This is a genomic window from Citrobacter sp. Cpo100 (assembly GCF_030332595.1).
In the GTDB taxonomy this organism is placed as follows: domain Bacteria; phylum Pseudomonadota; class Gammaproteobacteria; order Enterobacterales; family Enterobacteriaceae; genus Citrobacter; species Citrobacter portucalensis.
Map to the genome: position 1 here is coordinate 104,085 of NZ_JAOWHM010000037.1, position 22,463 is coordinate 126,547.

Genomic DNA, 22,463 nt, shown 5'->3' on the forward strand with positions numbered 1-22,463 from the left:
TTTTTTTAACAAGTGCATGAAGACGTCAGTCTGATACGATAAAATGTAAAGTTGTGTCTTTCTGGTGACTTAGCACCTATGGATGCTTGAAAATAGTCATAAGACCCATACGATATGGGTAATCGCATAGTGCGTTTTGTTAAATTGAGGTTAAAAGAAAATTATGATGCGAATCGCGCTCTTCCTGCTGACGAACCTGGCTGTGATGGTCGTTTTCGGGCTGGTATTGAGCCTGACAGGGATTCAGTCAAGCAGCGTTCAAGGCTTGTTGATCATGGCACTGCTGTTTGGTTTTGGTGGTTCCTTCATTTCGCTGCTGATGTCCAAATGGATGGCGTTAAAGTCCGTTGGCGGGGAAGTGATCGAACAGCCTCGCAATGAAAGAGAACGCTGGCTGATGAATACAGTCGCGAATCAGGCCCGCCAGGCCGGGATCGCTATGCCGCAGGTTGCAATCTACCATGCGCCAGATATTAACGCGTTTGCTACCGGTGCGCGCCGGGATGCCTCGCTGGTGGCTGTAAGTACTGGCCTGTTGCAAAACATGAGCCCGGATGAAGCCGAAGCGGTTATCGCACATGAGATCAGCCACATTGCTAATGGCGATATGGTTACCATGACGTTAATTCAGGGTGTGGTGAACACTTTCGTTATCTTTATCTCACGTATTCTGGCGCAGATTGCCGCTGGGTTTATGGGCGGCAACCGCGATGAGGGAGAGGGTAGCAACGGTAACCCGTTAATCTACTTTGCGGTAGCGACGGTACTGGAGCTGGTATTTGGTATTCTGGCGAGCATTATTACGATGTGGTTCTCACGTCATCGTGAATTCCATGCGGATGCAGGCTCAGCGAAACTGGTGGGTCGTGAAAAAATGATCGCCGCGCTACAGCGCCTGAAAACCAGCTATGAGCCGCAGGAAGCGACCAGCATGATGGCGTTCTGCATCAACGGTAAATCCAAATCGTTGAGTGAGCTGTTTATGACTCACCCGCCGTTGGACAAACGTATTGAAGCGCTGCGCAGCGGTGAATACCTGAAATAATTGGCAGCAGACTTAAAATAAAAAGCGCGTCGACAGACGCGCTTTTTTTATGCCTGAACTCGCGGTTGTGTGATACGTAAGCCACTCACGATTGCGGCTAGCGAAGCCAGAATACCCGCTGTTATCAGCGAAACGTGTGTTCCGCTGTCGCCAAACTGATTTAGCATCAGCGCAACCAGTGCGGCCCCGGTACTCTGGCCCAGTAAACGCGCCGTTCCAAGCATACCGCTCGCGCCTCCGCTACGATCACGCGGCGCGGAGGTGATGATGGTGTGATTATTCGGTGACTGGAACAAGCCAAAACCCGCACCGCACAAAATCATTGGCCAGATGATATTAAAATCAGAAGGTGATGCGGGCAGCAACACCAGCGAAAACAGCCCACACGCCATTACTGCCATGCCCAGCGCGCCCAGCAGACCCGCATGAACACGTTCAATCAAATATCCCGCCAGTGGGGCCATCACCATGGTTGCCAGCGGCCACGGCGTCAGCAGCAGGCCCGTTTCAACCTCGCTGCGCCCGAGAACCGTTTGCATGAAAAAGGGCAGGGAAACCATCGCCAGCATCTGTGCGCTGAATGAACAGATTGAAGTACAAATAGAGAGTGAAAACAGCGGAATGCGTAGCAGATCAACCGGTAATAACGGTACTGGCAATGCGAGTTGGCGGCGGATAAAGAAAAACCCTACAACAAGAAGCCCAACAAGTTCAGCACCAATCAGTTTTAGCGACTGTCCCTGTGCAAATCCGCTGAGTGCCGTGATTAACAAACCGAATGTTAAGGCGTTCATCACTGCGCTGGGCAGATCGAAGCGCGGTTTATTGCCACGTGATGAATTGGGTGGCAAAAAACGCATAGCCAGTAGCAGGGCGATGATCCCCAGTGGAACGTTAATCAGGAATAGCCATTTCCACGAGGCAATAGAAAGAATAGCCGCCGCAATAGTCGGACCCGCTGCCGAGGATACAGCCACGATAAAGGAGTTAATACCCATTCCGCGGCCAAGCTGGCGCTGAGGATAAATGAGTCGGATCAATGCCGTATTAACGCTCATCAGCGCCGCGCCGCCAAACCCCTGAGCCACGCGCGCTAACGTCAGCATATGCAGCGAGTCTGACAAGGCACAAAATAGCGACGCCAACAGAAACACGACCAGACCACACTTATAAATGCGTCGGTAGCCAAACATATCACCTAAAAAAGAGAGCGATAACAGCGAAACAACGATCGCAATTTGGTAGGCGTTCACAACCCAGATTGAGCTGGCGGGTGAGGCCTGAAGATCGGTGGCGATAGTGGGGAGGGCAACGTTCGCTATTGCGCCGTCGAGTACTGCCATAGAGATGCCAATAACAATGGTTAAAATTGCGCCATATCGCTGGGGCAATGGCAGACCATCGGTCTGAGTTTTTTCCATAGGAAGTCAATATTGTCGGAATTTATGATGAGAATAATAATTTTAGCATTGATATTCAGGCGTTAGGTCGCAGATTTGTAACTAAGTAAGCAAAGAGCGATTGCGAGGGCTGATACGTGAAATTATAATAAAAACCGGTTCTGATTTTTATAAAACACTCGAAAGGGGTGATAAATGGCAATCGCAGATCTGGATAAACAACCCGATTCTGTATCTTCCGTGCTGAAGGTTTTTGGCATCCTGCAGGCGCTGGGTGAAGAGCGCGAAATTGGTATTACCGAGTTGTCGCAACGCGTCATGATGTCGAAAAGCACCGTTTATCGCTTTTTGCAGACCATGAAAACGCTGGGCTATGTGGCACAAGAAGGGGAGTCTGAGAAATACTCACTGACCCTGAAACTATTCGAGCTGGGTGCTCGCGCGTTACAAAACGTCGATCTTATCCGTAGCGCTGATATTCAGATGCGCGAACTTTCGCGCCTGACTAAAGAGACAGTACACCTTGGCGCACTGGATGAAGACAGCATCGTCTACATTCATAAAATCGACTCCATGTACAATCTGCGCATGTATTCTCGCGTAGGTCGCCGTAATCCACTGTACAGCACGGCTATCGGTAAAGTTCTGCTGGCATGGCGTGACCGCGATGAAGTGAAGCAAATTCTGGATGGTATTGAGTACAAACGCAGCACCGACCGTACTATTACCAATACTGATGAACTGCTGGTACTGCTGGATAAAGTCCGTGAGCAGGGCTACGGTGAAGACAACGAAGAACAGGAAGAAGGTCTGCGCTGCATCGGTGTGCCGGTGTTTGACCGTTTCGGTGTGGTGATTGCAGGCTTGAGTATTTCATTCCCGACGCTGCGTTTCTCAGAGGAACGTTTGCACGAGTATGTGGCGATGCTGCATACGGCTGCGCGTAAAATTTCAGAACAAATGGGTTATAACGACTATCCGTTCTAATCTGGCGTAATAGCGTCAACTTAAAAACCCCAGGTATTTTTGTATCTGGGGTTTTTTATGAACAGTCATAACGTTAGTTGATGCAAATAACGTAGCGTATGTATTGTTGCTATATTAACCGTTATCAATAATGACCGTACTTTTTCTTAACAAGGGACAATCCGACAGGCCAATGATACCGCTGTTTGTGTGGACGTATTGTGCGGTGCTGGTTCCGCGGGCGGTCAGATATTGGCATTGCAAGCCCAGACCCGCTGCATTCTCCTTACTTCCAATCAAAATTCCGTAGCCGCTCAGTAATAAACCGATCCAAACCAGAGCTAACAACACAATAGCGCGGATTATCAGACGCATTACAACCTCTTATCTTTTCTCGTTATTATTAGATTAGCCTGTACATGGGATGAAACAAGTGAATCATTCCTAAAAAGATTGAATGCCGATACAGTTAACGCTGGGTTTAGGTAACGCATGATAATTTATAGGCATAAGATGTAGATTCGAAGAGTGGAGCTGGAGTGAAAAAAATTCGCTGGGTAGTGCTGATAGTTGTCGTGCTGGTATGCATACTGATGTGGGCGCAAGTGTTCAACATCATGTGCGATCAGGATGTACAATTTTTCAGCGGTATTTGTGCCATCAATAAATTTATTCCCTGGTAAGCGCATTTTTGCCACAGTTGATTACCTTCTTGTGCGGCAGTGGTAAACTACGCTGTCTACATTGAGGTGGTGAAATGAACGAAATTTTGAATTCTGGCGCGTTGAGTTTGGCGTCTTTGGCTGTATCGGTGGTGATTCTGGTTGTCGGGCTTGTACTGTGGTTTTTCGTCAATCGGGCAAGTTCGCGTACTAATGAGCAGATTGAGCTGCTTGAAGCATTGTTAGATCAGCAAAAAAGACAGAACGCATTGCTCCGTCGCCTTTGCGAAGCTAACGAACCTGAAAAAGCAGCAGAGCCTGCTGCGGTCACAGCGAAGGATGAAGATGATGACATCATCCGCCTGGTAGCTGAGCGGTAAAAACGGTATGACAGGGTGAGGATCTGTTGCTTTTGTTCTCAGATGTTTCATCCTGTCACCAACGTGCCAGATTATTTTCTTCTGTACATGTCGTGTAATTAGCACTCTGATACGCGTGTAAACTCAGTATTTTCAGATGCTCCAACCAATTAATATCTTATCCCCGGTCTGATATAAATATAATTTCCCATACGATAAAAATATGATTATGTCATTTTTGTGATAGCGATCGTTTTATTAACAGCGAAACGTTTCTCTTACTTTTTTTGTGCATTGTCATCATTCTTTCATTATTTTGGTGCAAAAGCAGAAGGCGGATCTCATTTTTACGCTTGTGACATTTTATGCATTACTAAGCATAAAAAATGATATCCGGCACACCCTGTAACAGCTAATCTGGAACAACCGAAGCTATTGAGCTATGGTTGAAATGTCCCGGCTATGGTGCAAGCCAGGCGGGGGATGGGGCGAGCGGCGGGAATATAACACTACTCGGTGTGGCGCATAACTGTGCAGTTGCTGTTTGATGAACGACGGGATTTGTGCGACCGATCGAGACACGTTTAAAAATGGCTTGCCATTATTAACGTTGTATGTGATAACACGTTTTGGGTTAAACGAGGTACAGTTCTGTTTATGTGTGGCATTTTCAGTAAAGAAGTCCTGAGTAAACACGTTGACGTTGAATACCGCTTCTCTGCCGAACCTTATATTAGTGCCTCAAGCAGTAATGTCTCAGTTTTATCTATGTTATGCCTGCGGGCGAAGAAAATACTCTAAGGAATTTTGCAAATGGCAAAGATTAAAGGTCAAGTTAAGTGGTTCAACGAGTCTAAAGGTTTTGGTTTCATTACTCCGGCTGATGGCAGCAAAGACGTGTTCGTACACTTCTCCGCTATCCAGGGTAACGGCTTCAAAACTCTGGCTGAAGGCCAGAACGTTGAGTTCGAAATTCAGGACGGCCAGAAAGGTCCGGCTGCTGTTAACGTAACAGCTATCTGATCGACACCACTGATTTGAAGCGCATATGCGCAACCATCTCAGATATAAAGCCTCGCCTATGCGGGGCTTTTTAATTCAAAATACGTCTAAATATTTCTAAATGCCCTTCCATTAGCGCTTTGTTGCAAAGGCGTGATGTTCGTAGCATAGTTTTCCCCGCTTTCTTACGACATTTCTCGTTAAATCAGACACCTGAAAAACTATCTTGCTGGAGACCAGGTGAAAAAGAAAAACGACGGCGACGCGCGCAATTTTACTCCCGTACGTTTTGCCCTGCTTTGTGTGGCAATATTATTGAGTCTGGGATTGCTGCTGGGTCGGGTTGCGTGGCTGCAAATTGTCACTCCGACGAGTCTGGTGAAACAGGAAGACATGCGTTCGTTACGTGAGGTAACTATTGCCTCGCCGCGCGGGATGATTACCGACAGAGAAGGGCGACCGCTGGCGGTAAGTGTTCCGGTTAACGCCGTATGGGCCGATCCTAAGACCATCATCAGCAAGGGAGGCGTGGGTTACAACGAACGCTGGCAGGCTCTGGCAAGGACTCTGCATTTGTCACTGAGTACGCTGGCGGAACGCGTTAACAGTAATCCTGGCGGACGTTTTATTTATCTGGCACGACAAATTTCCCCTCAGCAGGCTGAGTGGGTCGATGATCTTAATCTCCCGGGCATCAACCTGCGCGAGGAATCCCGCCGGTTCTATCCCGCAGGCCACGTAGCGGCGAATCTCATTGGTTTTACCAACATTGATGGACAAGGCATTGAAGGGCTGGAAAAGAGCTTTAATAACCAGCTGATGGGTAAACCTGGCTCCCGTCTGGTACGTAAAGACAAATTTGGCCATGTCATTGAGAATATCACCGAAGTTACGCCTGTTCCTGCACACGAATTACAGCTCAGCATCGATGAGCGTCTGCAGACGGTCACCGAAGATGCGTTGGACAATGCCGTTACGTGGAATAAAGCAGAATCAGGAGCCGCAGTGCTGGTCAACATTGCTACCGGTGAAATACTGTCCATGGCGAGCTTTCCTGACTTCAACCCCAATAATCGTGATGGCGCGGTACTGGATGATTTTCGTAACCGTGCAATTAGCGATACGTTTGAACCCGGTTCAACCGTTAAACCGCTGGTGATCATGACTGCACTCCAGCAGGGGATAGTACAACCCGACAGCGTGATTGATACCCATCCTTTTTACCTTGATGGGCATCGTATTCGCGACGTCGGATTTTACCCGGAACTGTCGCTGACCGGAATTTTGCAGAAATCGAGCGATACCGGCGTGTCGCACCTTTCATTGGCTATGCCTGTCCAAAAATTGCTGGATACCTATAAAAGCTTTGGTTTTGGCGATCCAACCGGACTGGGATTAACCGGTGAAAGCAGCGGTTTGATGCCTCAGCGCCGCTACTGGAGCGATTTGGATCGCGCGACCTTTGCATTTGGTTATGGGTTAATGGTAACGCCGCTGCAGTTGGCGCACGTATATGCAACCATTGGTAGTTTTGGTATCTATCGGCCCCTTTCGATTACCCGTATTGACCCGCCGGTAATCGGTACCAGAGTGATGCCGGAGGCGCTGGTTCACCAGGTTGAACATATGATGGAAAGCGTTGCGTTACCCGGTGGTGGGGGAACTAAAGCCGCGGTCAGGGATTATCGCGTGGCGGTTAAAACAGGAACGGCAAAGAAAATTGGTGATGACGGTAAGTATGTCGATAAATACGTGGCCTACACGGCAGGCGTTGCACCAGCGAGCGACCCGAAATTTGCACTGGTGGTCGTCATCAATAATCCGCAAAACGGTGCTTATTATGGTGGGGCTGTCTCTGCGCCTGTCTTCAGCCAGATAATGGGTGATGTCCTGCGTCTGGAGAACGTTAAACCGGATGGTATGCCTGCTGACTCCGATCATCTGCTGGTGATGCACGGCAGCAACGTATCCTCGCCGTCGTTGTAAGTTATTTTCCCAGGGCGCAATTCGCGTTACACTTGCGCCCTTAAGTCACCTGCCGGAGTTGTCATGTCGTTTTCCTGTCCTCTTTGCCACCAGCCTCTTACTCAAGCGAATAACAGTTTTGTCTGCCCCGGGCGGCACCAGTTTGACGTGGCGAAAGAAGGGTATGTCAACTTACTGCCGGTTCAGCATAAACGATCGCGCGATCCGGGTGACAGCGCTGAGATGATGCAGGCACGACGGGCATTTCTTGATGCCGGGCACTATCAACCGTTGCGTGATGCGATTGTGAATGTGCTGAAAGAGAAGTCGACTTCAGAAGATGCAGCGATCCTGGATATTGGCTGTGGGGAAGGGTATTACACCCATGCGTTTGCCGACGCGCTGACGGGTTGTACAACCTTTGGTCTTGACGTCTCCAAAGTGGCAATTAAAGCTGCAGCCAGACGCTATCCGCAGGTGACCTTTTGCGTTGCCTCCAGCCATCGTCTGCCGTTCGCAGATGAGTCAATGGATGCCATCATCAGGATCTACGCGCCCTGTAAAGCGCAAGAGCTGGCACGCGTGGTTAAACCGGGGGGATGGGTTATCACCGCCACGCCGGGACCGCGTCATTTAATGGAACTGAAAGGGCTTATTTATGATGAGGTGCGTTTGCATGCGCCGCACACAGAGCAACTGGACGGTTTTGTTCTGCAACAGAGTATTGCGCTGGGGTATCAGATGCAGCTTCAGGGCAGCGAGGCCGTTGCGTTACTGCAAATGACGCCGTTCGCCTGGCGGGCAAAGCCGGAGGTGTGGGAAACGTTAGCGGAGAAAACGACGTTTGACTGCCAGACCGACTTTAGTATTCATGTCTGGCAGCGTCTGAATTAACCGTGGAAGTGTGCCCAGAGGATCTGGGCACCGATACCAATCAGCACCACCCCACCCAAAATTTCTGCTCGTTTGCCCAGCATCGGGCCAATGAAACGACCAATCATCATGCCGAGCGTGGACATAATCAATGTGGCGCAGCCGATGGCCAGCGCAGTGGCAATAATATTGACCTGCAGGAAAGCCAGACCCACCCCGACGGCCATTGCGTCGAGACTGGTGGCAATGGCGGTGGTAACCAGCAGCCAGAAACCATGACGGCGCTGCGGTTCTTCATCCTCATCACCGTTATCGCGAAAACCTTCGATTATCATTCGCCCGCCTAAAAAGATCAGCAGAATGAAGGCGATCCAGTGGTTCCACTCCAGCACGAATTTGCTGGCCAACATACCCATGCCCCAGCCAATCAGCGGCGTAAGCGTTTCAACTGCGCCGAATATCAGACCTGTGCGCAATGCTTCAGAAAATTTGGGTTTATGCAGGGTGGCGCCTTTGCCAATTGATGCAGCGAAAGCATCCATCGACATGCCAAAAGCGAGAAGAACGGTAGCGGTGAGATTCATAACAGCGTCCTGACCGGGGTATCCATAAAACACATCACTGCCCCCAGTAACCATGCATACAGGCCGGAATCACTGTAAATACAGCGCCATTCAGATATGCATTGCAGTTGATGTGCCTATGGTCTCGCCTGACTGAACCTGTAAATTCAGTCCGTACGCGCCACGTTTTTCAACGAGTATGTTGACACGTACATTTCCGGAGTCTGGAAATCGGCTACTCCCCAACGACGGGCGCAACCTTAACATATTTTGAGAATATAAAACAAGAAACGCAGAAATAATATTTGACTTCTAATTGAAAACGATTTTCATTTAGACTTATTTATAAATAAAACGTTAAAATAAATAACATTGTGGACAGTTAAATATAGCCTTGGCTATGTTTGTTTTTATACTGATATATAAAAAACATAGTTCAGGCTATATTTGTAACCTATTGATTTGAAATTAAAAGTTTATATATCTTCTCAAGATCGTCTATATTTCGCACACGGATTAACAATCTTCGATGTTCTAATTGCATCACTAATACACCGTCTTCAGATAAATTCATCTCTTTAATGCGGTTATATTCAATCCAGACGTTGGCGAAGAAAAAACCTTTCTGCTTGAAGATGATTTTTGGCGTACGGATCCAGAACAGATACAACCCCATCAATACCAGTGCACATAATAACCATGTGGTAAATTGCGCGCCGTGGCTGGTGATGTTGTTGTAGATAAGAATAGCTACCAAGCCAAGGAAGATAACGCTGTCGACTCTGCTGCGGGGAAGCAGGGCGACAGTAAGCAGAGTAGGGCCATTACGGCGGGGCATGATGAACTGATCGTAAATGGCATACGCCAGCAGCGAAAAGATAAATAGAACCAGCACCAGGTCCGTGATAGTCATGAATCCTCAACCCTCTAAATAGAAAAACCGGGGGCAAGCCCCCGGTGATGTACAACAGTCTTACAGGCCGAGCAGTCCGACAGCGTAGCCCGCGATACCGATGACGAAGAAGCCAACGATGATCCACAGCGGGTTCACTTTCTTACGCAGCAGCCACATACAGGCGAATGTCAGCAGCAGAGGAACCAGACCCGGCATCAACTGGTCAAGGATAGTCTGCACGGTGGTAACACGAGTCTGACCATCCTGACCGGTGATAGTGGAAACCACCAGCGGGATGTTTACGTGCGTCCACTTGTTAACCAATGCCCCCATGACAAACAGGCCGAGGATTGACGCCCCCTCGGTCAGTTTCTGCAGGAAGCCGCCGCCCATATCTTTAACGATATCGACACCTTTACGGTAGCCATATGCCACACCGTAATAACGGGTTGCCAGACGAACCAGGTTAAACAGGATGAAGAACAGCAGTGGCCCAAGCAGGCTGCCGCTCATCGCGATACCTGCGCCGAGTGCGGCGAAGACCGGACGTACGGTACCCCAGAAGATCGGGTCACCGACGCCTGCCAGCGGACCCATCAGACCAACTTTGATACCGTTGATGGCACCATCGTCAATCTCTGCGCCGTTTGCACGCTGTTCTTCCATTGCCAGCGTAACGCCCAGTACTGGAGCCGCTACGTACGGATGGGTGTTAAAGAATTCCAGGTGACGCTTAATCGCTTGCTTACGTGCATCGTTGTTTTCCGGGTACAAGCGGCGGATAGCCGGTACCATGGAGAAACAGAAACCCAGCGCCTGCATACGTTCGAAGTTCCATGAACCCTGAAACAGGTTAGAACGAATGAACACGCCACGAATGTCACTCGGAGTGAGTTTTTTCTCGGTGGTAGTTTTAGTCATATCAACCATTTCGCTCACCTGCTAGTCCAGTTCGTTATCGAGATCGTTATTGCCAGCCGCCGCAGCAGGTGCACCGGCTACGCGGTTATATTTCGGGCTCAGCTGAATGTAGAGGATGGCCATGACTGCGCCAATCACACCCAGAGCAACCAGGTTGAAGTTAGTAAATGCCGCGGTGACGAAGCCGAGGTAGAAGAATGGCATCAGATAGCCTGCGCGCATCATGTTGATGACCATCGCATAACCAACCACTACGATCATACCGCCTGCGATGTTCAGACCACCGGTTACGACTTCCGGAATGGCGTTAAGCATGCTCTGAACTTCACTGGTACCAACAGAAATCGCTACGATTACCGCCGGGATAGCGATACGCATAGCCTGCAGGAACAGCGAGGATACGTGCAGCCAGGAGAGCGCAGTCAGGTTACCGTTTTCGGCTGCCTTATCCGCTGCGTGCTGGAATGCTACGGTGATTGTACGAACGATAATGGTCAGTACCTGGCCTGCTGCTGCCAGTGGGATAGCCAGCGCGATACCGGCACCAATGCTTTGATGACCCGCGATAACCAGAACGGTAGAGATAATTGAGGCCAGTGCGGCATCTGGTGCAACCGCAGCACCGATGTTCATCCAGCCCAGGGCGATCATTTCCAGGGTACCACCGATGATAATACCGGTTTTCATATCCCCAAGAACGGCACCAATCAGCGTACAGGCCACCAACGGACGGTGGAACTGAAATTCATCGAGTACCGACTCCATACCCGCGATACATGCGACGATGAACACCAGCACAATCTGAAGAGTGGTAATCTCCATTGTACTTCTCCTATTGCTATACAGACTTAAGTGTGAAAACTAAGTAAATGCCAGGGAATTATTTCACCTTGGCAATCAAATCCATCATTTTCAGTTTCTGATCGGTAGAAACCTTACGGGCCTCAAGCTCAATGCCGCGTTCGTTGAGTTTCTTGAAGGCTTCGATGTCTTTGTCATCGACAGAAATTGCGTTGTTTACCTGCGTTTTACCCTGACGGAAAGCCATACCGCCAATGTTTACGGAGGTAATTTTCACACCACCTTCAACGATACGTTCTACGTCGGTTGGGTTGGTGAACAACAGCATCACACGCTCACCTGCATATTTCGGGTTGTTGTAGACGCGGATCATTTTCGCGACATCAACCACATGCGCCGTCACACCCGGAGGTGCTACCTGAGTCAGCAGCGTTTTACGCACGGTATCGGCGGCAACTTCATCACTGACGACGATAATGCGCGTTACGTTGGTTTCTTTGGTCCAGCGAGTTGCCACCTGACCATGGATTAAGCGGTCATCAATACGCGCCAGGCCGATCTGCATATAATCGTTCGGCCCCATCGGTTTCGCGGGGGTTGCTGCTTTCGGTGCCGCGACGGGGGCAGGAGCGGCTTTTTCCACCGGTTTTGCTTTCAGCGCTTTCACGCCTTCGCTGCCGGTTTCAACGGCCAGTGCCACTAATTCATCAAAGCTTGGGTTGTCATCACGCGCCATGAAGGTCTCAACCAGCATGGGAATGTTCACACCGGCGATTACTTCGTAATGCTCTTTATCGACGACAATGCGGCTCGCAGCGTTAAACGGGCTGCCTCCCCATGTGTCAACGAGAAACAGCACGCCTTTACTGGTATCGAGTTTTGCCAACTGAGCGTTGTACTTTTCGATCAGCGTTTCAGCATTTTCGCCTGGAACGAAATCGATCCAGCCGACGTTTTCCTGCTCGCCTAACAGCATCTCTGCCGTCTTAAGTAACTGCTCTGCAGCCCAACCATGTGTGCCTATTACAATAGCAATGGTCACTTGCTACCTCCTTTATTATCGTTAACACATCAACGTGAAGATGTATTTGAATCGTCGTCCGCAATCGAATCGATTCAGATAAGGGTTACAAAGAAAAACCTATGATTTTCGTGAATTATTTTAGATATCGAAAAAAATATTTTATGTGATGAAGATCCGTAATTTAACTTCCGATAAAAAGAAATTTCGAAGGGTAAAATATCTCCGAAACAACTTATTGCAAAGGAAGGTAAATCTTTGCTAAAAACAGCTTCTCTCTGTTATGTTTAGCATCTGTTTAATTACTCAGGAGTATAGGGCAGTAGCCCACCATATGGATCGTCACCGACGTCATTTCACCTTCAGGCCGTATCAAGCCTGTCAGATTGGCACTTTTTGCCACAAATTTTCTCTGCATATCGCTTTAACGCCTGAGATCCTCAGCGCGCAGTTTGGTCATTCCTTAAGCAGGAGCTTGTCATGGAATTATTAATGGACCCGCAGATTTGGGTGGGTTTGCTCACGCTTGTCGTTCTCGAAATTGTTCTGGGTATTGATAACCTGGTCTTCATTGCGATCCTGGCTGATAAGCTGCCGCCGAAACAGCGTGATAAAGCGCGTTTAATCGGTTTGTCACTGGCACTGATTATGCGTCTGGGCTTGTTGTCCGTGATTTCGTGGATGGTGACGCTGACAAAGCCGCTGTTCATGGTAATGGACTATGCGTTCTCGGGGCGCGATTTGATTATGCTGCTGGGGGGGATCTTCCTCTTGTTCAAGGCTACGACAGAGCTGCATGAGCGGCTGGAAAACCGTGAACATGATACCGGGCAGACGAAAGGGTATGCGAGCTTTTGGGTTGTCGTAACGCAGATTGTCATCCTCGACGCGGTGTTCTCGCTGGATGCCGTGATTACAGCGGTCGGTATGGTCAACCATCTGCCAGTGATGATGGCGGCAGTAGTGATTGCCATGGCCGTGATGCTGCTGGCCTCTAAGCCGCTGACACGATTTGTGAACCAACACCCGACGGTGGTGGTGCTGTGTCTGAGCTTCCTGTTGATGATTGGTCTGAGCCTGGTTGCCGAAGGGTTTGGCTTCCATATTCCGAAAGGTTATCTGTATGCGGCGATTGGTTTCTCGATCATCATCGAGTTGTTTAACCAGATTGCCCGTCGTAACTTTATTCGCCACCAGTCGACGCTGCCGCTGCGTGCACGTACTGCCGATGCAATCCTGCGTCTGATGGGCGGTAAACGTCAGGCCAGCGTGCAGATGGAATCCGATAACCCGGTGCCGGTTCCTGTCCCGGAAGGCGCGTTTGTGGAAGAAGAACGCTATATGATCAACGGCGTCCTCTCCCTGGCGTCGCGTTCGTTACGCGGCATTATGACGCCTCGTGGTGAAATCAGCTGGGTTGATGCCGACCTGAGCGTGGCAGAAATTCGCGAGCAGTTGCTCTCATCACCTCACAGCCTGTTCCCGGTGTGTCGTGGGGAACTGGATGAAATCATCGGTATCGTGCGTGCTAAAGAGCTGCTGGTGGCGCTGGAAGACGGTGTGGATGTGGCGGCGATTGCCTCTGCTTCTCCGGCTATTGTTGTTCCGGAGACGCTGGACCCGATCAATCTGTTAGGCGTACTGCGTCGTGCCCGCGGTAGCTTCGTTATCGTCACTAACGAGTTTGGCGTAGTACAGGGTCTGGTCACGCCGCTGGACGTATTAGAAGCCATTGCCGGTGAATTCCCGGATGCCGATGAAACACCTGAAATTATTGCTGATGCAGGTGGTTGGTTGGTCAAAGGCGGTACCGATCTGCATGCGTTGCAACAGGCGCTGGACGTGGATACGTTAGTGAATGAAGACGAAGATATCGCCACGGTGGCAGGTTTAGTCATTGCGGCTAACGGCCATATTCCACGCGTAGGTGATGTTATCGAGGTTGCACCGCTGAGCATTACGATTGTCGAAGCGAATGACTATCGTGTGGATTTAGTTCGCATTGTTAAAGAACAACCCGCTCACGACGAAGACGAGTAATCGGGTTTAGCGAAACGGCATGACGGGCATACTGTGTCGCCCGTTATGTCGGGTGGGCGGCGGCGTGCTGCCCGCCAGCCATTTTGGGAAATCACGCAGCGGCATTGGCTTTGCGTACAAAAAACCTTGCAACAAATGTACGCCGTGTCGGCGCAAATGCTGAGCCTGCGCCTGGGTTTCAACGCCTTCCGCCACCAGTTCTATATTCAATTTTTTCCCCAAAGCGATAATGATGTCTGTGACGGTTGAGTTCACGGCGTCTGTTCCTATTGCCGAAGTAAATGATTTATCGATCTTCAGCACATCCGGGCGGAGTTTTTCCAGCCAGGAGAGCGAGCTGTTACCGGTACCGAAATCATCAATTGCCAGTTTTACGCCAAGACGATTTAATTCGCGTACGACCCGATAATCCACATCCAGTAACGCATCTCGTTCGGTCAGTTCGATAACCAACTGCTGGATTGGGTGCTGGCTGAACCAGTACTGATTAAGATCTTTTAGCAGAGTGCCGTTACGAAAATGGCTGGCGGCGACATTAATCCCAATATGAAACTGACTGCTCATCGGGAAAACGTGTCTTTGCTGAATGGTTTCTGCGATGACATGACGGGTTAGCGGCACAATCAGGTTGTGCTCCTCAGCGATGGGAATAAACACTTCCGGAGAGATCCAACCCTGGCGTGGGTTATTCCAGCGTAGAAGAATCTCCACGCCCATGCATTGCTGGGTTTGCGCATTAAGCAGCGGCTGGCAAAACAGCTCGAATTCCCGAGCTGCAAGGGCCAGATTAATCTCCCAGGAAAAACTCATTCTGCTGGCAGTCGCCAGCCATGCCAGGTAACCCACTAATAAACTTAGGATCACCGCCAGCGGCAGCTGTGTTGGCAGATGTTTAATCGCCAGTTCACTGGGACCGGGGCCGGTGACGCTAATGGTAAACGGGAAATGTTGAGATGACAGCTGGTAGCGTTTTTCATCATTTAGCTTAGGCAGAGTATCGACCACACCTTGATCATACAGTAGATGCCGATTACCAACGGTTAAGCTGGCATCGGTGATCTGCGGCGGCTGGGGTTCAAGCAACATAGACGACAATAAATCAATATTGACGATTTCCAGCACGCCATCTTCACCATCGGCAGAGGATGGATACCATTGCGTCAGAATCGGGCTGCCTTTAATCAGCGAATGGTCAGTAGACAGCAGCAGTTGCGGTTCCCGGCTGGGTAATTCGGGCTGTAGTTGACGAATGGGGACATTGCGATACCCAAAAATGCTGGAGCAGTAGAGGATCCCGCTTTGAATCAGATTAATAGAACGCACCGTTTGCAGTCTTGCGGCATGTTTGCTTAACGGTAAACGTGCCACTGAGCAGGGGAGGCCAATTAACGGCAACAATACATCACGTCCGGTCTGCAAGGGTAAAAGTACGTCATCCAGTTCTTCTACAGCATGGTTGGCAAAGGTGACGATATTTCGGTGATTTAAATTACGCTCCGAAATAAATCGAACAGTTAATGTGAGGATGAGCGTCAGTAGTGCACATACTGTGCAGACGATTAAGCGATTCCGGCGATAATTTTTAATGATCCGTTGTGCTGTTTGCATGCGGGCCGCCCGATAAGCCGTTGGTCACAGAAGCCAACAGCAACAGAGCAAGTGTAGTGGGGAAAATTACAGTAGACGAGGGAGAGGGGGCAAATTCGCCCATCCGTCGCAGATGGGCGAAAATTAAGTATTAGTCACATTGAACTTTGATTGCCAGGCCACCGCGTGACGTTTCGCGGTATTTGGCGTTCATGTCTTTACCTGTTTCGTACATGGTCTCAATGACTTTATCCAGCGAGACGCGCGGCGCGCTGGTACGGCGCATTGCCATACGCGCAGCGTTGATCGCCTTCACTGAAGCAATGGCGTTACGTTCAATGCATGGAACCTGTACCTGACCGGCAACCGGATCGCAGGTTAAGCCGAGGTTATGTTCCATGCCGATTTCGGCAGCAACACACACCTGCTCAGGGCTCGCGCCCAACAGTTCAGCCAGACCAGCGGCAGCCATGGAGCAGGCTACGCCCACTTCACCCTGACAACCTACTTCTGCACCAGAGATTGAGGCGTTCATTTTGTACAACGCGCCAATTGCACCGGCCGCCAGGAAATAGCGGGTATAGATATCCGGGCTGACGGACTCGATGAAATGATCGTAATAGGCCAGTACCGCAGGCACGATACCGCAGGCACCGTTGGTTGGCGCTGTCACCACGCGACCGCCCGCGGCGTTTTCTTCGTTAACGGCCAGCGCGAACATGTTCACCCAGTCGATCACGTTCATCGGATCGTTGGACAGCTTATCGCTGGAAACCAGCATACGACGCAGAGCTGAAGCACGACGAGGAACGCGCAGCGGACCCGGCAACACACCTTCGGTGTTCATGCCACGATCGATACAGGCCTGCATGGTTTGCCAGACGTGGCCAAAGTACTCTTCAATCTCTTTTTTGCTGTGCAGAGCAAGTTCGTTCTGCATCGCCATGCCAGAGAGAGACAGGCCGGTGCTGTTGCAGTACTCCAGCATTTCAGTCGCGGATTTGAACGGATAAGGCACGCTGACCTCGCCCGCGGCATCCTGACCAAAATGTTCTTCATCAACGATGAATCCACCGCCGATTGAGTAGTAGGTTTTGCTATAAATGACGGTTTCGCCATTGTACGCATGGATCTGCATTCCGTTTTCATGCAGCGGCAGGTTGCCGTTGTGAAAACGCATCCCGTCATTCTGCGGGAAATCCACTTCGTGCTGACCCTGTGCAAGCAGCAGGCGTCCACGCATTTCTACGTCGCGGATAAATCCGGGGATGCTATCAATATCCACGGTAGCAGGCTCATTGCCCGCCAGACCCATAATAATGGCGATATCGGTGTGGTGACCTTTACCCGTGAGCGACAGTGAACCATACACGTCGACGGCGACACGAGTAACGCTGTCCAGTAATCCTTTTTCGACCAGGTCATCGACGAACTGTTTACCCGCCTTCATAGGCCCTACGGTATGGGAAGATGAGGGACCAATCCCCACCTTAAACATGTCGAATAGACTAATCACGATAATACTCCTACAGGGCGACTGGGCTTTCCAGTAACGATGTTATAACTGCGCATAGTGTAAGAGGGAACGCGGCGATCGGCTTAACTATTCACATGAATTAAACTAATAGATAACCGCGGTTTTACTAATGTTGTGACCTGAGTTTCAAGTTGTCTATGGCGCGCGTAAAGATAAGTATAGTCAGGCCTTGACGCCAATTTGCAGCGCCAGCTCACGAATTATTCCGGCAGTCATTCCCCAGACGAAATATTGCTCATACCAGGAAAGCCATACGCGATGTGAATCGCCACGACGGTAAATATCCAACGGGTGGTAACGACCTAAATGCAGGGCCTGGGCCAGCGGCATTTCGAACACTGCTGAAACTTCATCTTCACTGGCGCGATACGGCAGATTAGGCGGGATAATGCCTAACACTGGGGTGACCTGGAAACCGGTCACGCTGTCGACCGGCGGCAGAACGCCGATCACTTCTACGCATGAAGGTGGGATCGCTACCTCTTCCTGTGCCTCGCGAAGGGCGGCGGCAATTAACGAGGCATCACTGCTATCCACCGCCCCACCGGGGAAGGCGACCTGTCCGGCGTGCTTGCGCAGGTGAACGGAACGCTGGGTTAACAACAACCCGGGCTGTGGACGACGCACGACGGGGATCAGTACGGCGGCCTGGCGCTGGTTTAACGCGGCATGATTGACCTGCGGGCGCAGGAGTTGAAAGCGCGATAAAAAATCATCAAGCGTCAGGCTGCTGTATTCCACGTCTCAGTTCTCCAGTTGGTGCAAAATACGATTCACTTTATCAAATGTTTCCTGATATTCAGCGTCTTCCTGACTGTCCGCCACTATGCCGCCGCCAGCGGAACAATAAATTTGTCCGTTTGTGGCTGTCAGCGTGCGAATGGTGATGCTGGTATCCATATTGCCGCAAAAACTCAGATAACCAATGCTGCCACACCAGGCATTACGTCTTTGTGGCTCCAGTTCGTCAATAATTTCCATCGCCCGCACTTTCGGCGCACCGGTAATAGAGCCTCCGGGGAAGGCTGCGCGTAGCAGATCGGTGGCGTGTAATGACTCTGGCAGACGTGCGGTAATGGTGCTGACCAAATGATGAACGGCAGGGAACGGTTCGACGACAAACAGCTCCGGAACCTGTACCGAACCCGGTACGGCAACGCGGCCAATATCATTACGCATCAAATCGACGATCATCAGGTTCTCCGCACGATCCTTCGGCGAATTCGCCAGCCGCCGGGCCTGCTCACGATCGGCATCGGCATCTTCAAGCCTGGGCAACGTACCTTTAATAGGACGGGTCTGGATATGCTGGTTCTCCAGCAGAATAAAACGTTCTGGCGAAAGGCTGAGGATAACGCCTTCCTCAAGACGAATAAACGCGCTGAACGGGGCGCGGTTAGCGTGATTGAGTTTGACAAATGCCTGCCACTCATCCCCCTCGTAATGCGCTTGAAAACGCTGCGCGAGGTTGACCTGGTAACAATCGCCGCTGTGCAGATAGCCCTGTACCTGGCGGAATTTTTCGCCATACCGGGCGCGGCTCATATTGGACTGCCACGCCGAGGTCAATGTAAACGGCTCACGCGTTGGCGGTTGTTGCGCGTCGAGCCATTTCAGGCGAGCCTCGACATCGGTATGGCTGAGCAGCGATACGGTCTGCAACTGGTGGTCAACAATCAGCGCCCAGTCGTAAATGCCAACGGCCATATCCGGTAGCGTAATATCGCGCTCAGCAATAGTCGGCAGAGATTCAAAGCGTCGGCCAAGGTCGTAGCCAAACAGACCTAACGCGCCGCCCTGAAACGGCAGATCCGGGTGATACTCGTGGTGAATCTTGTGTGCAGCTAGCGCGGAATGTAATACCGTCATTGGATCATCAAGCGAGCGCGTGATTGCGTGCCCGTCCTGCACTACGGTCTCTTCAGCACGTGTAACCAACGTGGTGACGGGATCCGCCACCAGAATATCAAAGCGGTTATGCGGATGGTCGGCTTGACCTGAATGCAGCAGCATCGCCCAGGGCAGATGGCTTAATGTCGAAAAATAGCGTTCAGCGGCGTCCTGACGCCAGGGTAATGTGATTACTGCGGGAGATAACGTCTTCATCAGTCCTGACTCGTTGCTACTCTACTGGCTAACTGCCCGGTAGCATGAAATAATTAGCGCAGACAATTTAGCAGGAGTTAACAATGTTTGCAGGTTTACCTTCACTCAGTCATGAGCAGCAGCAAAAAGCGGTAGAGCGTATTCAGGAGCTGATGTCGCAGGGGATGAGCAGCGGACAAGCCATTGCTCTGGTTGCTGAAGAGTTACGCGCCAGTCATACCGGCGAGCGGATCGTGGCGCGTTTTGAAGATGAAGACGAATAACGCCGCTTAAACTGCAGCGATTATCTTAATCTCAACTTTGTATTTCGGGTTCATCAATCCGGCCTGAACGGTACAACGTACCGGCGCGTGGCCAGCAACGACCCACGCGTCCCAGGCTTTATTCATGGCGGCAAAATCGTTTTTGTCTGCCAAAAACAGGGTGGCGTCAAGAATACGTGACTTGTTGCTGCCTTGTTTTTCCAGCACCGCATCAATTTGCGCCAGCGTATTTGCCGTCTGCTCAAAGGCGTCTGCATCCAGATTTTCCGGCACGCCGGTGTAATACAGCGTGTTGTTGTGGATTACCACGTCGGACCAACGCGCTTCGGCATCAATGCGCACAATCGTCATAAATCATTCCTCGTTTACGTTTTTTCATAATAGCTTTGGGTTTCGCCAAGACTGCCATAATGTTGTGCCCACGTCACCTCTTCAACTGGCGAAAGACCCGCTGGCCTGACATAATCCCTGTTCAAATGAACAGGGGGCAGTGTGACGGACGATTTTGCAGCAGACGGTCAGTTGGCTAAAGCGATACCGGGTTTTAAACCGCGAGAACCACAGCGGCAGATGGCCATCGCCGTCAGTCATGCCATCGAAAAATCACAACCACTGGTGGTAGAAGCCGGAACCGGAACGGGTAAAACCTACGCTTATCTTGCCCCAGCGCTGCGTGCCGGAAAGAAGGTCATTGTCTCCACGGGCTCGAAGGCGTTGCAGGATCAGCTATACAGCCGCGACCTCCCGACCGTCGCGAAAGCACTGAAGTTCACCGGTAAACTGGCGCTGCTGAAAGGGCGTTCAAACTATCTGTGCCTTGAGCGTCTCGAACAGCAGGCGCTGGCGGGTGGCGACTTGCCGGTACAAACGTTAAGCGACGTCATTCTGCTGCGCTCCTGGTCAAATCAAACCCTTGATGGGGACATCAGCACCTGCGTCAGCGTGGCGGAAGACTCTCAGGCCTGGCCGCTGGTGACCAGCACTAATGACAACTGTCTGGGCAGCGACTGCCCGCTGTATAAAGAGTGTTTTGTCGTTAAAGCGCGTAAAAAAGCGATGGATGCGGATGTCGTCGTGGTTAACCATCATCTGTTTCTCGCCGATATGGTGGTAAAAGAGAGCGGGTTTGGCGAACTGATCCCGGAAGCTGATGTGATGATCTTCGATGAAGCGCATCAGTTACCGGATATCGCCAGCCAGTACTTTGGTCAATCGCTCTCCAGTCGCCAGCTGTTAGACCTGGCGAAAGACATCACCATTGCCTATCGCACCGAGCTGAAAGACACTCAGCAGCTGCAAAAGTGCGCCGATCGCCTTGCACAAAGCGCTCAGGACTTCCGCTTGCAGCTTGGTGAGCCGGGCTATCGCGGAAACCTGCGGGAACTGCTGGCCGACCAGCGCGTACAGCGCGCGTTTTTGCTGCTCGATGACACGTTGGAGCTGTGTTATGACGTGGCGAAGCTGTCCCTCGGGCGTTCGGCGTTGCTGGATGCCGCGTTTGAGCGCGCCACGCTTTATCGTGCGCGTCTGAAGCGCCTGAAAGAGATCAACCAGCCAGGCTTCAGCTACTGGTATGAATGCACCTCCCGCCATTTCACCCTCGCGCTGACGCCGCTTACGGTGGCGGATAAATTCAAAGAAGTGATGGAACAAAAGCCGGGCTGCTGGATTTTTACTTCCGCGACGCTGTCGGTAAACGATGACCTGCATCATTTCACTGCACGACTGGGTATTGAAGATGCCGAGTCGATGCTGCTGCCGAGCCCATTTGATTACACGCGCCAGGCGCTGCTGTGCGTACCGCGTAATCTCCCGCAAACCAACCAGCCGGGGGCTGCGCGTCAGCTGGCATCCATGCTGCGACCTATTATCGAAGCGAACAACGGTCGCTGTTTTATGCTGTGCACTTCGCACGCGATGATGCGCGATCTGGCGGAACAATTCCGCGCTACTATGACGCTTCCCGTACTGCTGCAGGGCGAAACCAGCAAAGGACAACTGCTACAGCAGTTTGTCAGCGCAGGTAATGCGCTACTGGTTGCCACCAGCAGCTTCTGGGAAGGCGTGGACGTGCGCGGTGATACCCTGTCGCTGGTAATAATCGATAAACTGCCGTTTACCTCGCCGGACGACCCGCTGTTAAAAGCCCGAATGGAGGATTGTCGACTGCGCGGCGGCGATCCGTTTGAAGACGTCCAGTTGCCGGATGCGGTAATCACCCTGAAGCAGGGGGTAGGGCGTCTGATACGTGATGCTGACGATCGCGGCGTGCTGGTGATTTGCGACAATCGTCTGGTTATGCGGCCATACGGCGCCACCTTCCTGGCGAGTCTTCCTCCTGCGCCGCGGACGCGTGACATCGCTCGCGCGGTTCGCTTTCTTGCCATACCAACGACTGAGTAATTTGTTACGGAGTGTGGTAAGATGCGCGCCAAATTTATTGATCTGATCACAAAC

General features: G+C 51.0%; 24 protein-coding genes. 12 read left to right on the plus strand and 12 right to left on the minus strand.

Annotation, left to right across the window (positions count from 1 at the left end; translation table 11 throughout):
- The first annotated feature begins 163 nt into the window (after positions 1–163).
- Complete coding sequence (gene htpX, locus OGX96_RS16070; protein ID WP_003034964.1) at positions 164–1,045, plus strand: protease HtpX; 882 nt, start codon at positions 164–166, stop codon at positions 1,043–1,045.
- 47 nt (positions 1,046–1,092) lie between these two features.
- Here the strand turns inward: htpX and OGX96_RS16075 are convergent, their stop codons facing one another.
- Positions 1,093–2,466, minus strand: a complete 1,374-nt coding sequence (locus tag OGX96_RS16075) for an MFS transporter (protein ID WP_167820029.1) — start codon at positions 2,464–2,466, stop codon at positions 1,093–1,095.
- 174 nt (positions 2,467–2,640) lie between these two features.
- On the opposite strand from OGX96_RS16075, the gene kdgR reads away from it, so the two are divergent.
- Positions 2,641–3,432: a DNA-binding transcriptional regulator KdgR gene (gene kdgR / locus OGX96_RS16080; RefSeq protein WP_003833778.1), complete on the plus strand. Its 792-nt coding sequence runs from the start codon at positions 2,641–2,643 to the stop codon at positions 3,430–3,432.
- A 114-nt stretch (positions 3,433–3,546) separates the two neighbouring features.
- On the opposite strand, the gene OGX96_RS16085 is transcribed toward kdgR, so the two are convergent.
- Complete coding sequence (locus OGX96_RS16085; RefSeq protein WP_003034975.1) at positions 3,547–3,786, minus strand: YobH family protein; 240 nt, start codon at positions 3,784–3,786, stop codon at positions 3,547–3,549.
- A gap of 164 nt (positions 3,787–3,950) precedes the next feature.
- Here OGX96_RS16085 and mgrB point away from each other — a divergent pair, with 164 nt between their 5' ends.
- The 6 genes from mgrB to rlmA all read left to right on the plus strand — a co-directional run bounded on the left by mgrB (position 3,951) and on the right by rlmA (position 8,293).
- Positions 3,951–4,094, plus strand: coding sequence for a PhoP/PhoQ regulatory lipoprotein MgrB (gene mgrB / locus OGX96_RS16090; RefSeq protein WP_003034977.1), 144 nt, complete (start codon positions 3,951–3,953; stop codon positions 4,092–4,094).
- Positions 4,095–4,168: 74 nt separating this feature from the next.
- On the plus strand, positions 4,169–4,453 hold the full coding sequence (locus OGX96_RS16095) for a YebO family protein (RefSeq protein WP_286583603.1): 285 nt from the start codon (positions 4,169–4,171) through the stop codon (positions 4,451–4,453).
- Between the two features lie 636 nt (positions 4,454–5,089).
- The gene (locus OGX96_RS16100; protein ID WP_003034983.1) at positions 5,090–5,233 is read left to right on the plus strand and encodes a DUF2627 domain-containing protein; all 144 of its coding nucleotides are present in this window, start codon (positions 5,090–5,092) and stop codon (positions 5,231–5,233) included.
- A 12-nt stretch (positions 5,234–5,245) separates the two neighbouring features.
- Positions 5,246–5,455, plus strand: coding sequence for a transcription antiterminator/RNA stability regulator CspE (gene cspE, locus OGX96_RS16105; RefSeq protein WP_001062678.1), 210 nt, complete (start codon positions 5,246–5,248; stop codon positions 5,453–5,455).
- A gap of 219 nt (positions 5,456–5,674) precedes the next feature.
- Positions 5,675–7,420, plus strand: a complete 1,746-nt coding sequence (gene ftsI2, locus OGX96_RS16110; RefSeq protein ID WP_003833773.1) for a peptidoglycan DD-transpeptidase FtsI2/PBP3(PARA) — start codon at positions 5,675–5,677, stop codon at positions 7,418–7,420.
- A gap of 63 nt (positions 7,421–7,483) precedes the next feature.
- Positions 7,484–8,293 carry a 23S rRNA (guanine(745)-N(1))-methyltransferase gene (gene rlmA / locus OGX96_RS16115; RefSeq protein WP_048235218.1) on the plus strand — a complete coding sequence of 270 codons (810 nt, stop codon included), beginning with the start codon at positions 7,484–7,486 and terminating at the stop codon, positions 8,291–8,293.
- Here the strand turns inward: rlmA and mntP are convergent.
- From mntP to manX, 5 genes are all read right to left on the minus strand, one after another.
- On the minus strand, positions 8,290–8,856 hold the full coding sequence (gene mntP, locus OGX96_RS16120) for a manganese efflux pump MntP (protein ID WP_020996621.1): 567 nt from the start codon (positions 8,854–8,856) through the stop codon (positions 8,290–8,292). The two genes, rlmA and mntP, sit on opposite strands and share 4 nt — an antisense overlap.
- 433 nt (positions 8,857–9,289) lie before the next feature.
- Positions 9,290–9,748: a DUF986 family protein gene (locus OGX96_RS16125; RefSeq protein ID WP_048216190.1), complete on the minus strand. Its 459-nt coding sequence runs from the start codon at positions 9,746–9,748 to the stop codon at positions 9,290–9,292.
- A 60-nt stretch (positions 9,749–9,808) separates the two neighbouring features.
- Entirely contained in the window at positions 9,809–10,660 is an 852-nt protein-coding gene (locus tag OGX96_RS16130; RefSeq protein ID WP_003833769.1) for a PTS mannose transporter subunit IID, read from the minus strand.
- Positions 10,661–10,672: 12 nt separating this feature from the next.
- On the minus strand, positions 10,673–11,473 hold the full coding sequence (locus tag OGX96_RS16135) for a PTS mannose/fructose/sorbose transporter subunit IIC (RefSeq protein ID WP_003021004.1): 801 nt from the start codon (positions 11,471–11,473) through the stop codon (positions 10,673–10,675).
- Between the two features lie 58 nt (positions 11,474–11,531).
- Positions 11,532–12,494, minus strand: a complete 963-nt coding sequence (manX, locus tag OGX96_RS16140) for a PTS mannose transporter subunit IIAB (protein WP_003833768.1) — start codon at positions 12,492–12,494, stop codon at positions 11,532–11,534.
- Between the two features lie 313 nt (positions 12,495–12,807).
- On the opposite strand from manX, the gene OGX96_RS22715 reads away from it, so the two are divergent.
- A complete protein-coding gene (locus tag OGX96_RS22715; protein ID WP_370766360.1) occupies positions 12,808–12,966 on the plus strand; it encodes a protein YoaL in 159 nt (52 codons plus the stop codon).
- The gene (yoaE, locus tag OGX96_RS16145; RefSeq protein WP_198802419.1) at positions 12,954–14,513 is read left to right on the plus strand and encodes a CNNM family cation transport protein YoaE; all 1,560 of its coding nucleotides are present in this window, start codon (positions 12,954–12,956) and stop codon (positions 14,511–14,513) included. The genes OGX96_RS22715 and yoaE overlap by 13 nt, the downstream gene beginning before the upstream one ends.
- Positions 14,514–14,519: 6 nt before the next feature.
- Here the strand turns inward: yoaE and pdeD are convergent, their stop codons facing one another.
- The 4 genes from pdeD to pabB all read right to left on the minus strand — a co-directional run bounded on the left by pdeD (position 14,520) and on the right by pabB (position 19,743).
- Positions 14,520–16,121, minus strand: a complete 1,602-nt coding sequence (gene pdeD, locus OGX96_RS16150) for a cyclic di-3',5'-guanosine monophosphate phosphodiesterase PdeD (protein WP_008785025.1) — start codon at positions 16,119–16,121, stop codon at positions 14,520–14,522.
- A gap of 130 nt (positions 16,122–16,251) precedes the next feature.
- Positions 16,252–17,616: an L-serine ammonia-lyase gene (gene sdaA / locus OGX96_RS16155; RefSeq protein WP_100272287.1), complete on the minus strand. Its 1,365-nt coding sequence runs from the start codon at positions 17,614–17,616 to the stop codon at positions 16,252–16,254.
- A 183-nt stretch (positions 17,617–17,799) separates the two neighbouring features.
- Positions 17,800–18,378, minus strand: a complete 579-nt coding sequence (locus OGX96_RS16160) for a CoA pyrophosphatase (RefSeq protein WP_286583605.1) — start codon at positions 18,376–18,378, stop codon at positions 17,800–17,802.
- 3 nt (positions 18,379–18,381) lie between these two features.
- Positions 18,382–19,743 carry an aminodeoxychorismate synthase component 1 gene (gene pabB, locus OGX96_RS16165; RefSeq protein ID WP_198802417.1) on the minus strand — a complete coding sequence of 454 codons (1,362 nt, stop codon included), beginning with the start codon at positions 19,741–19,743 and terminating at the stop codon, positions 18,382–18,384.
- 83 nt (positions 19,744–19,826) lie between these two features.
- Here pabB and OGX96_RS16170 point away from each other — a divergent pair, with 83 nt between their 5' ends.
- A complete protein-coding gene (locus tag OGX96_RS16170) occupies positions 19,827–20,006 on the plus strand; it encodes a YoaH family protein (RefSeq protein WP_003020986.1) in 180 nt (59 codons plus the stop codon).
- Between the two features lie 6 nt (positions 20,007–20,012).
- Here the strand turns inward: OGX96_RS16170 and OGX96_RS16175 are convergent, their stop codons facing one another.
- Positions 20,013–20,357 carry a RidA family protein gene (locus OGX96_RS16175; RefSeq protein WP_003020984.1) on the minus strand — a complete coding sequence of 115 codons (345 nt, stop codon included), beginning with the start codon at positions 20,355–20,357 and terminating at the stop codon, positions 20,013–20,015.
- A gap of 141 nt (positions 20,358–20,498) precedes the next feature.
- On the opposite strand from OGX96_RS16175, the gene yoaA reads away from it, so the two are divergent.
- The gene (gene yoaA / locus OGX96_RS16180) at positions 20,499–22,409 is read left to right on the plus strand and encodes a DNA repair helicase YoaA (protein ID WP_003020980.1); all 1,911 of its coding nucleotides are present in this window, start codon (positions 20,499–20,501) and stop codon (positions 22,407–22,409) included.
- Positions 22,410–22,463: the final 54 nt, after the last annotated feature.

Coding starts and splice junctions, on each gene's coding strand:
- htpX (WP_003034964.1), top strand. CDS start 164: ATGATGCGAATCGCGCTCTTCCTGCTGACGAACCTGGCTGTGATGGTC.
- OGX96_RS16075 (WP_167820029.1), bottom strand. CDS start 2,466: ATGGAAAAAACTCAGACCGATGGTCTGCCATTGCCCCAGCGATATGGC.
- kdgR (WP_003833778.1), top strand. CDS start 2,641: ATGGCAATCGCAGATCTGGATAAACAACCCGATTCTGTATCTTCCGTG.
- OGX96_RS16085 (WP_003034975.1), bottom strand. CDS start 3,786: ATGCGTCTGATAATCCGCGCTATTGTGTTGTTAGCTCTGGTTTGGATC.
- OGX96_RS16095 (WP_286583603.1), top strand. CDS start 4,169: ATGAACGAAATTTTGAATTCTGGCGCGTTGAGTTTGGCGTCTTTGGCT.
- OGX96_RS16100 (WP_003034983.1), top strand. CDS start 5,090: ATGTGTGGCATTTTCAGTAAAGAAGTCCTGAGTAAACACGTTGACGTT.
- cspE (WP_001062678.1), top strand. CDS start 5,246: ATGGCAAAGATTAAAGGTCAAGTTAAGTGGTTCAACGAGTCTAAAGGT.
- rlmA (WP_048235218.1), top strand. CDS start 7,484: ATGTCGTTTTCCTGTCCTCTTTGCCACCAGCCTCTTACTCAAGCGAAT.
- mntP (WP_020996621.1), bottom strand. CDS start 8,856: ATGAATCTCACCGCTACCGTTCTTCTCGCTTTTGGCATGTCGATGGAT.
- OGX96_RS16125 (WP_048216190.1), bottom strand. CDS start 9,748: ATGACTATCACGGACCTGGTGCTGGTTCTATTTATCTTTTCGCTGCTG.
- OGX96_RS16130 (WP_003833769.1), bottom strand. CDS start 10,660: ATGGTTGATATGACTAAAACTACCACCGAGAAAAAACTCACTCCGAGT.
- OGX96_RS16135 (WP_003021004.1), bottom strand. CDS start 11,473: ATGGAGATTACCACTCTTCAGATTGTGCTGGTGTTCATCGTCGCATGT.
- OGX96_RS22715 (WP_370766360.1), top strand. CDS start 12,808: ATGGATCGTCACCGACGTCATTTCACCTTCAGGCCGTATCAAGCCTGT.
- yoaE (WP_198802419.1), top strand. CDS start 12,954: ATGGAATTATTAATGGACCCGCAGATTTGGGTGGGTTTGCTCACGCTT.
- pdeD (WP_008785025.1), bottom strand. CDS start 16,121: ATGCAAACAGCACAACGGATCATTAAAAATTATCGCCGGAATCGCTTA.
- pabB (WP_198802417.1), bottom strand. CDS start 19,743: ATGAAGACGTTATCTCCCGCAGTAATCACATTACCCTGGCGTCAGGAC.
- OGX96_RS16170 (WP_003020986.1), top strand. CDS start 19,827: ATGTTTGCAGGTTTACCTTCACTCAGTCATGAGCAGCAGCAAAAAGCG.
- OGX96_RS16175 (WP_003020984.1), bottom strand. CDS start 20,357: ATGACGATTGTGCGCATTGATGCCGAAGCGCGTTGGTCCGACGTGGTA.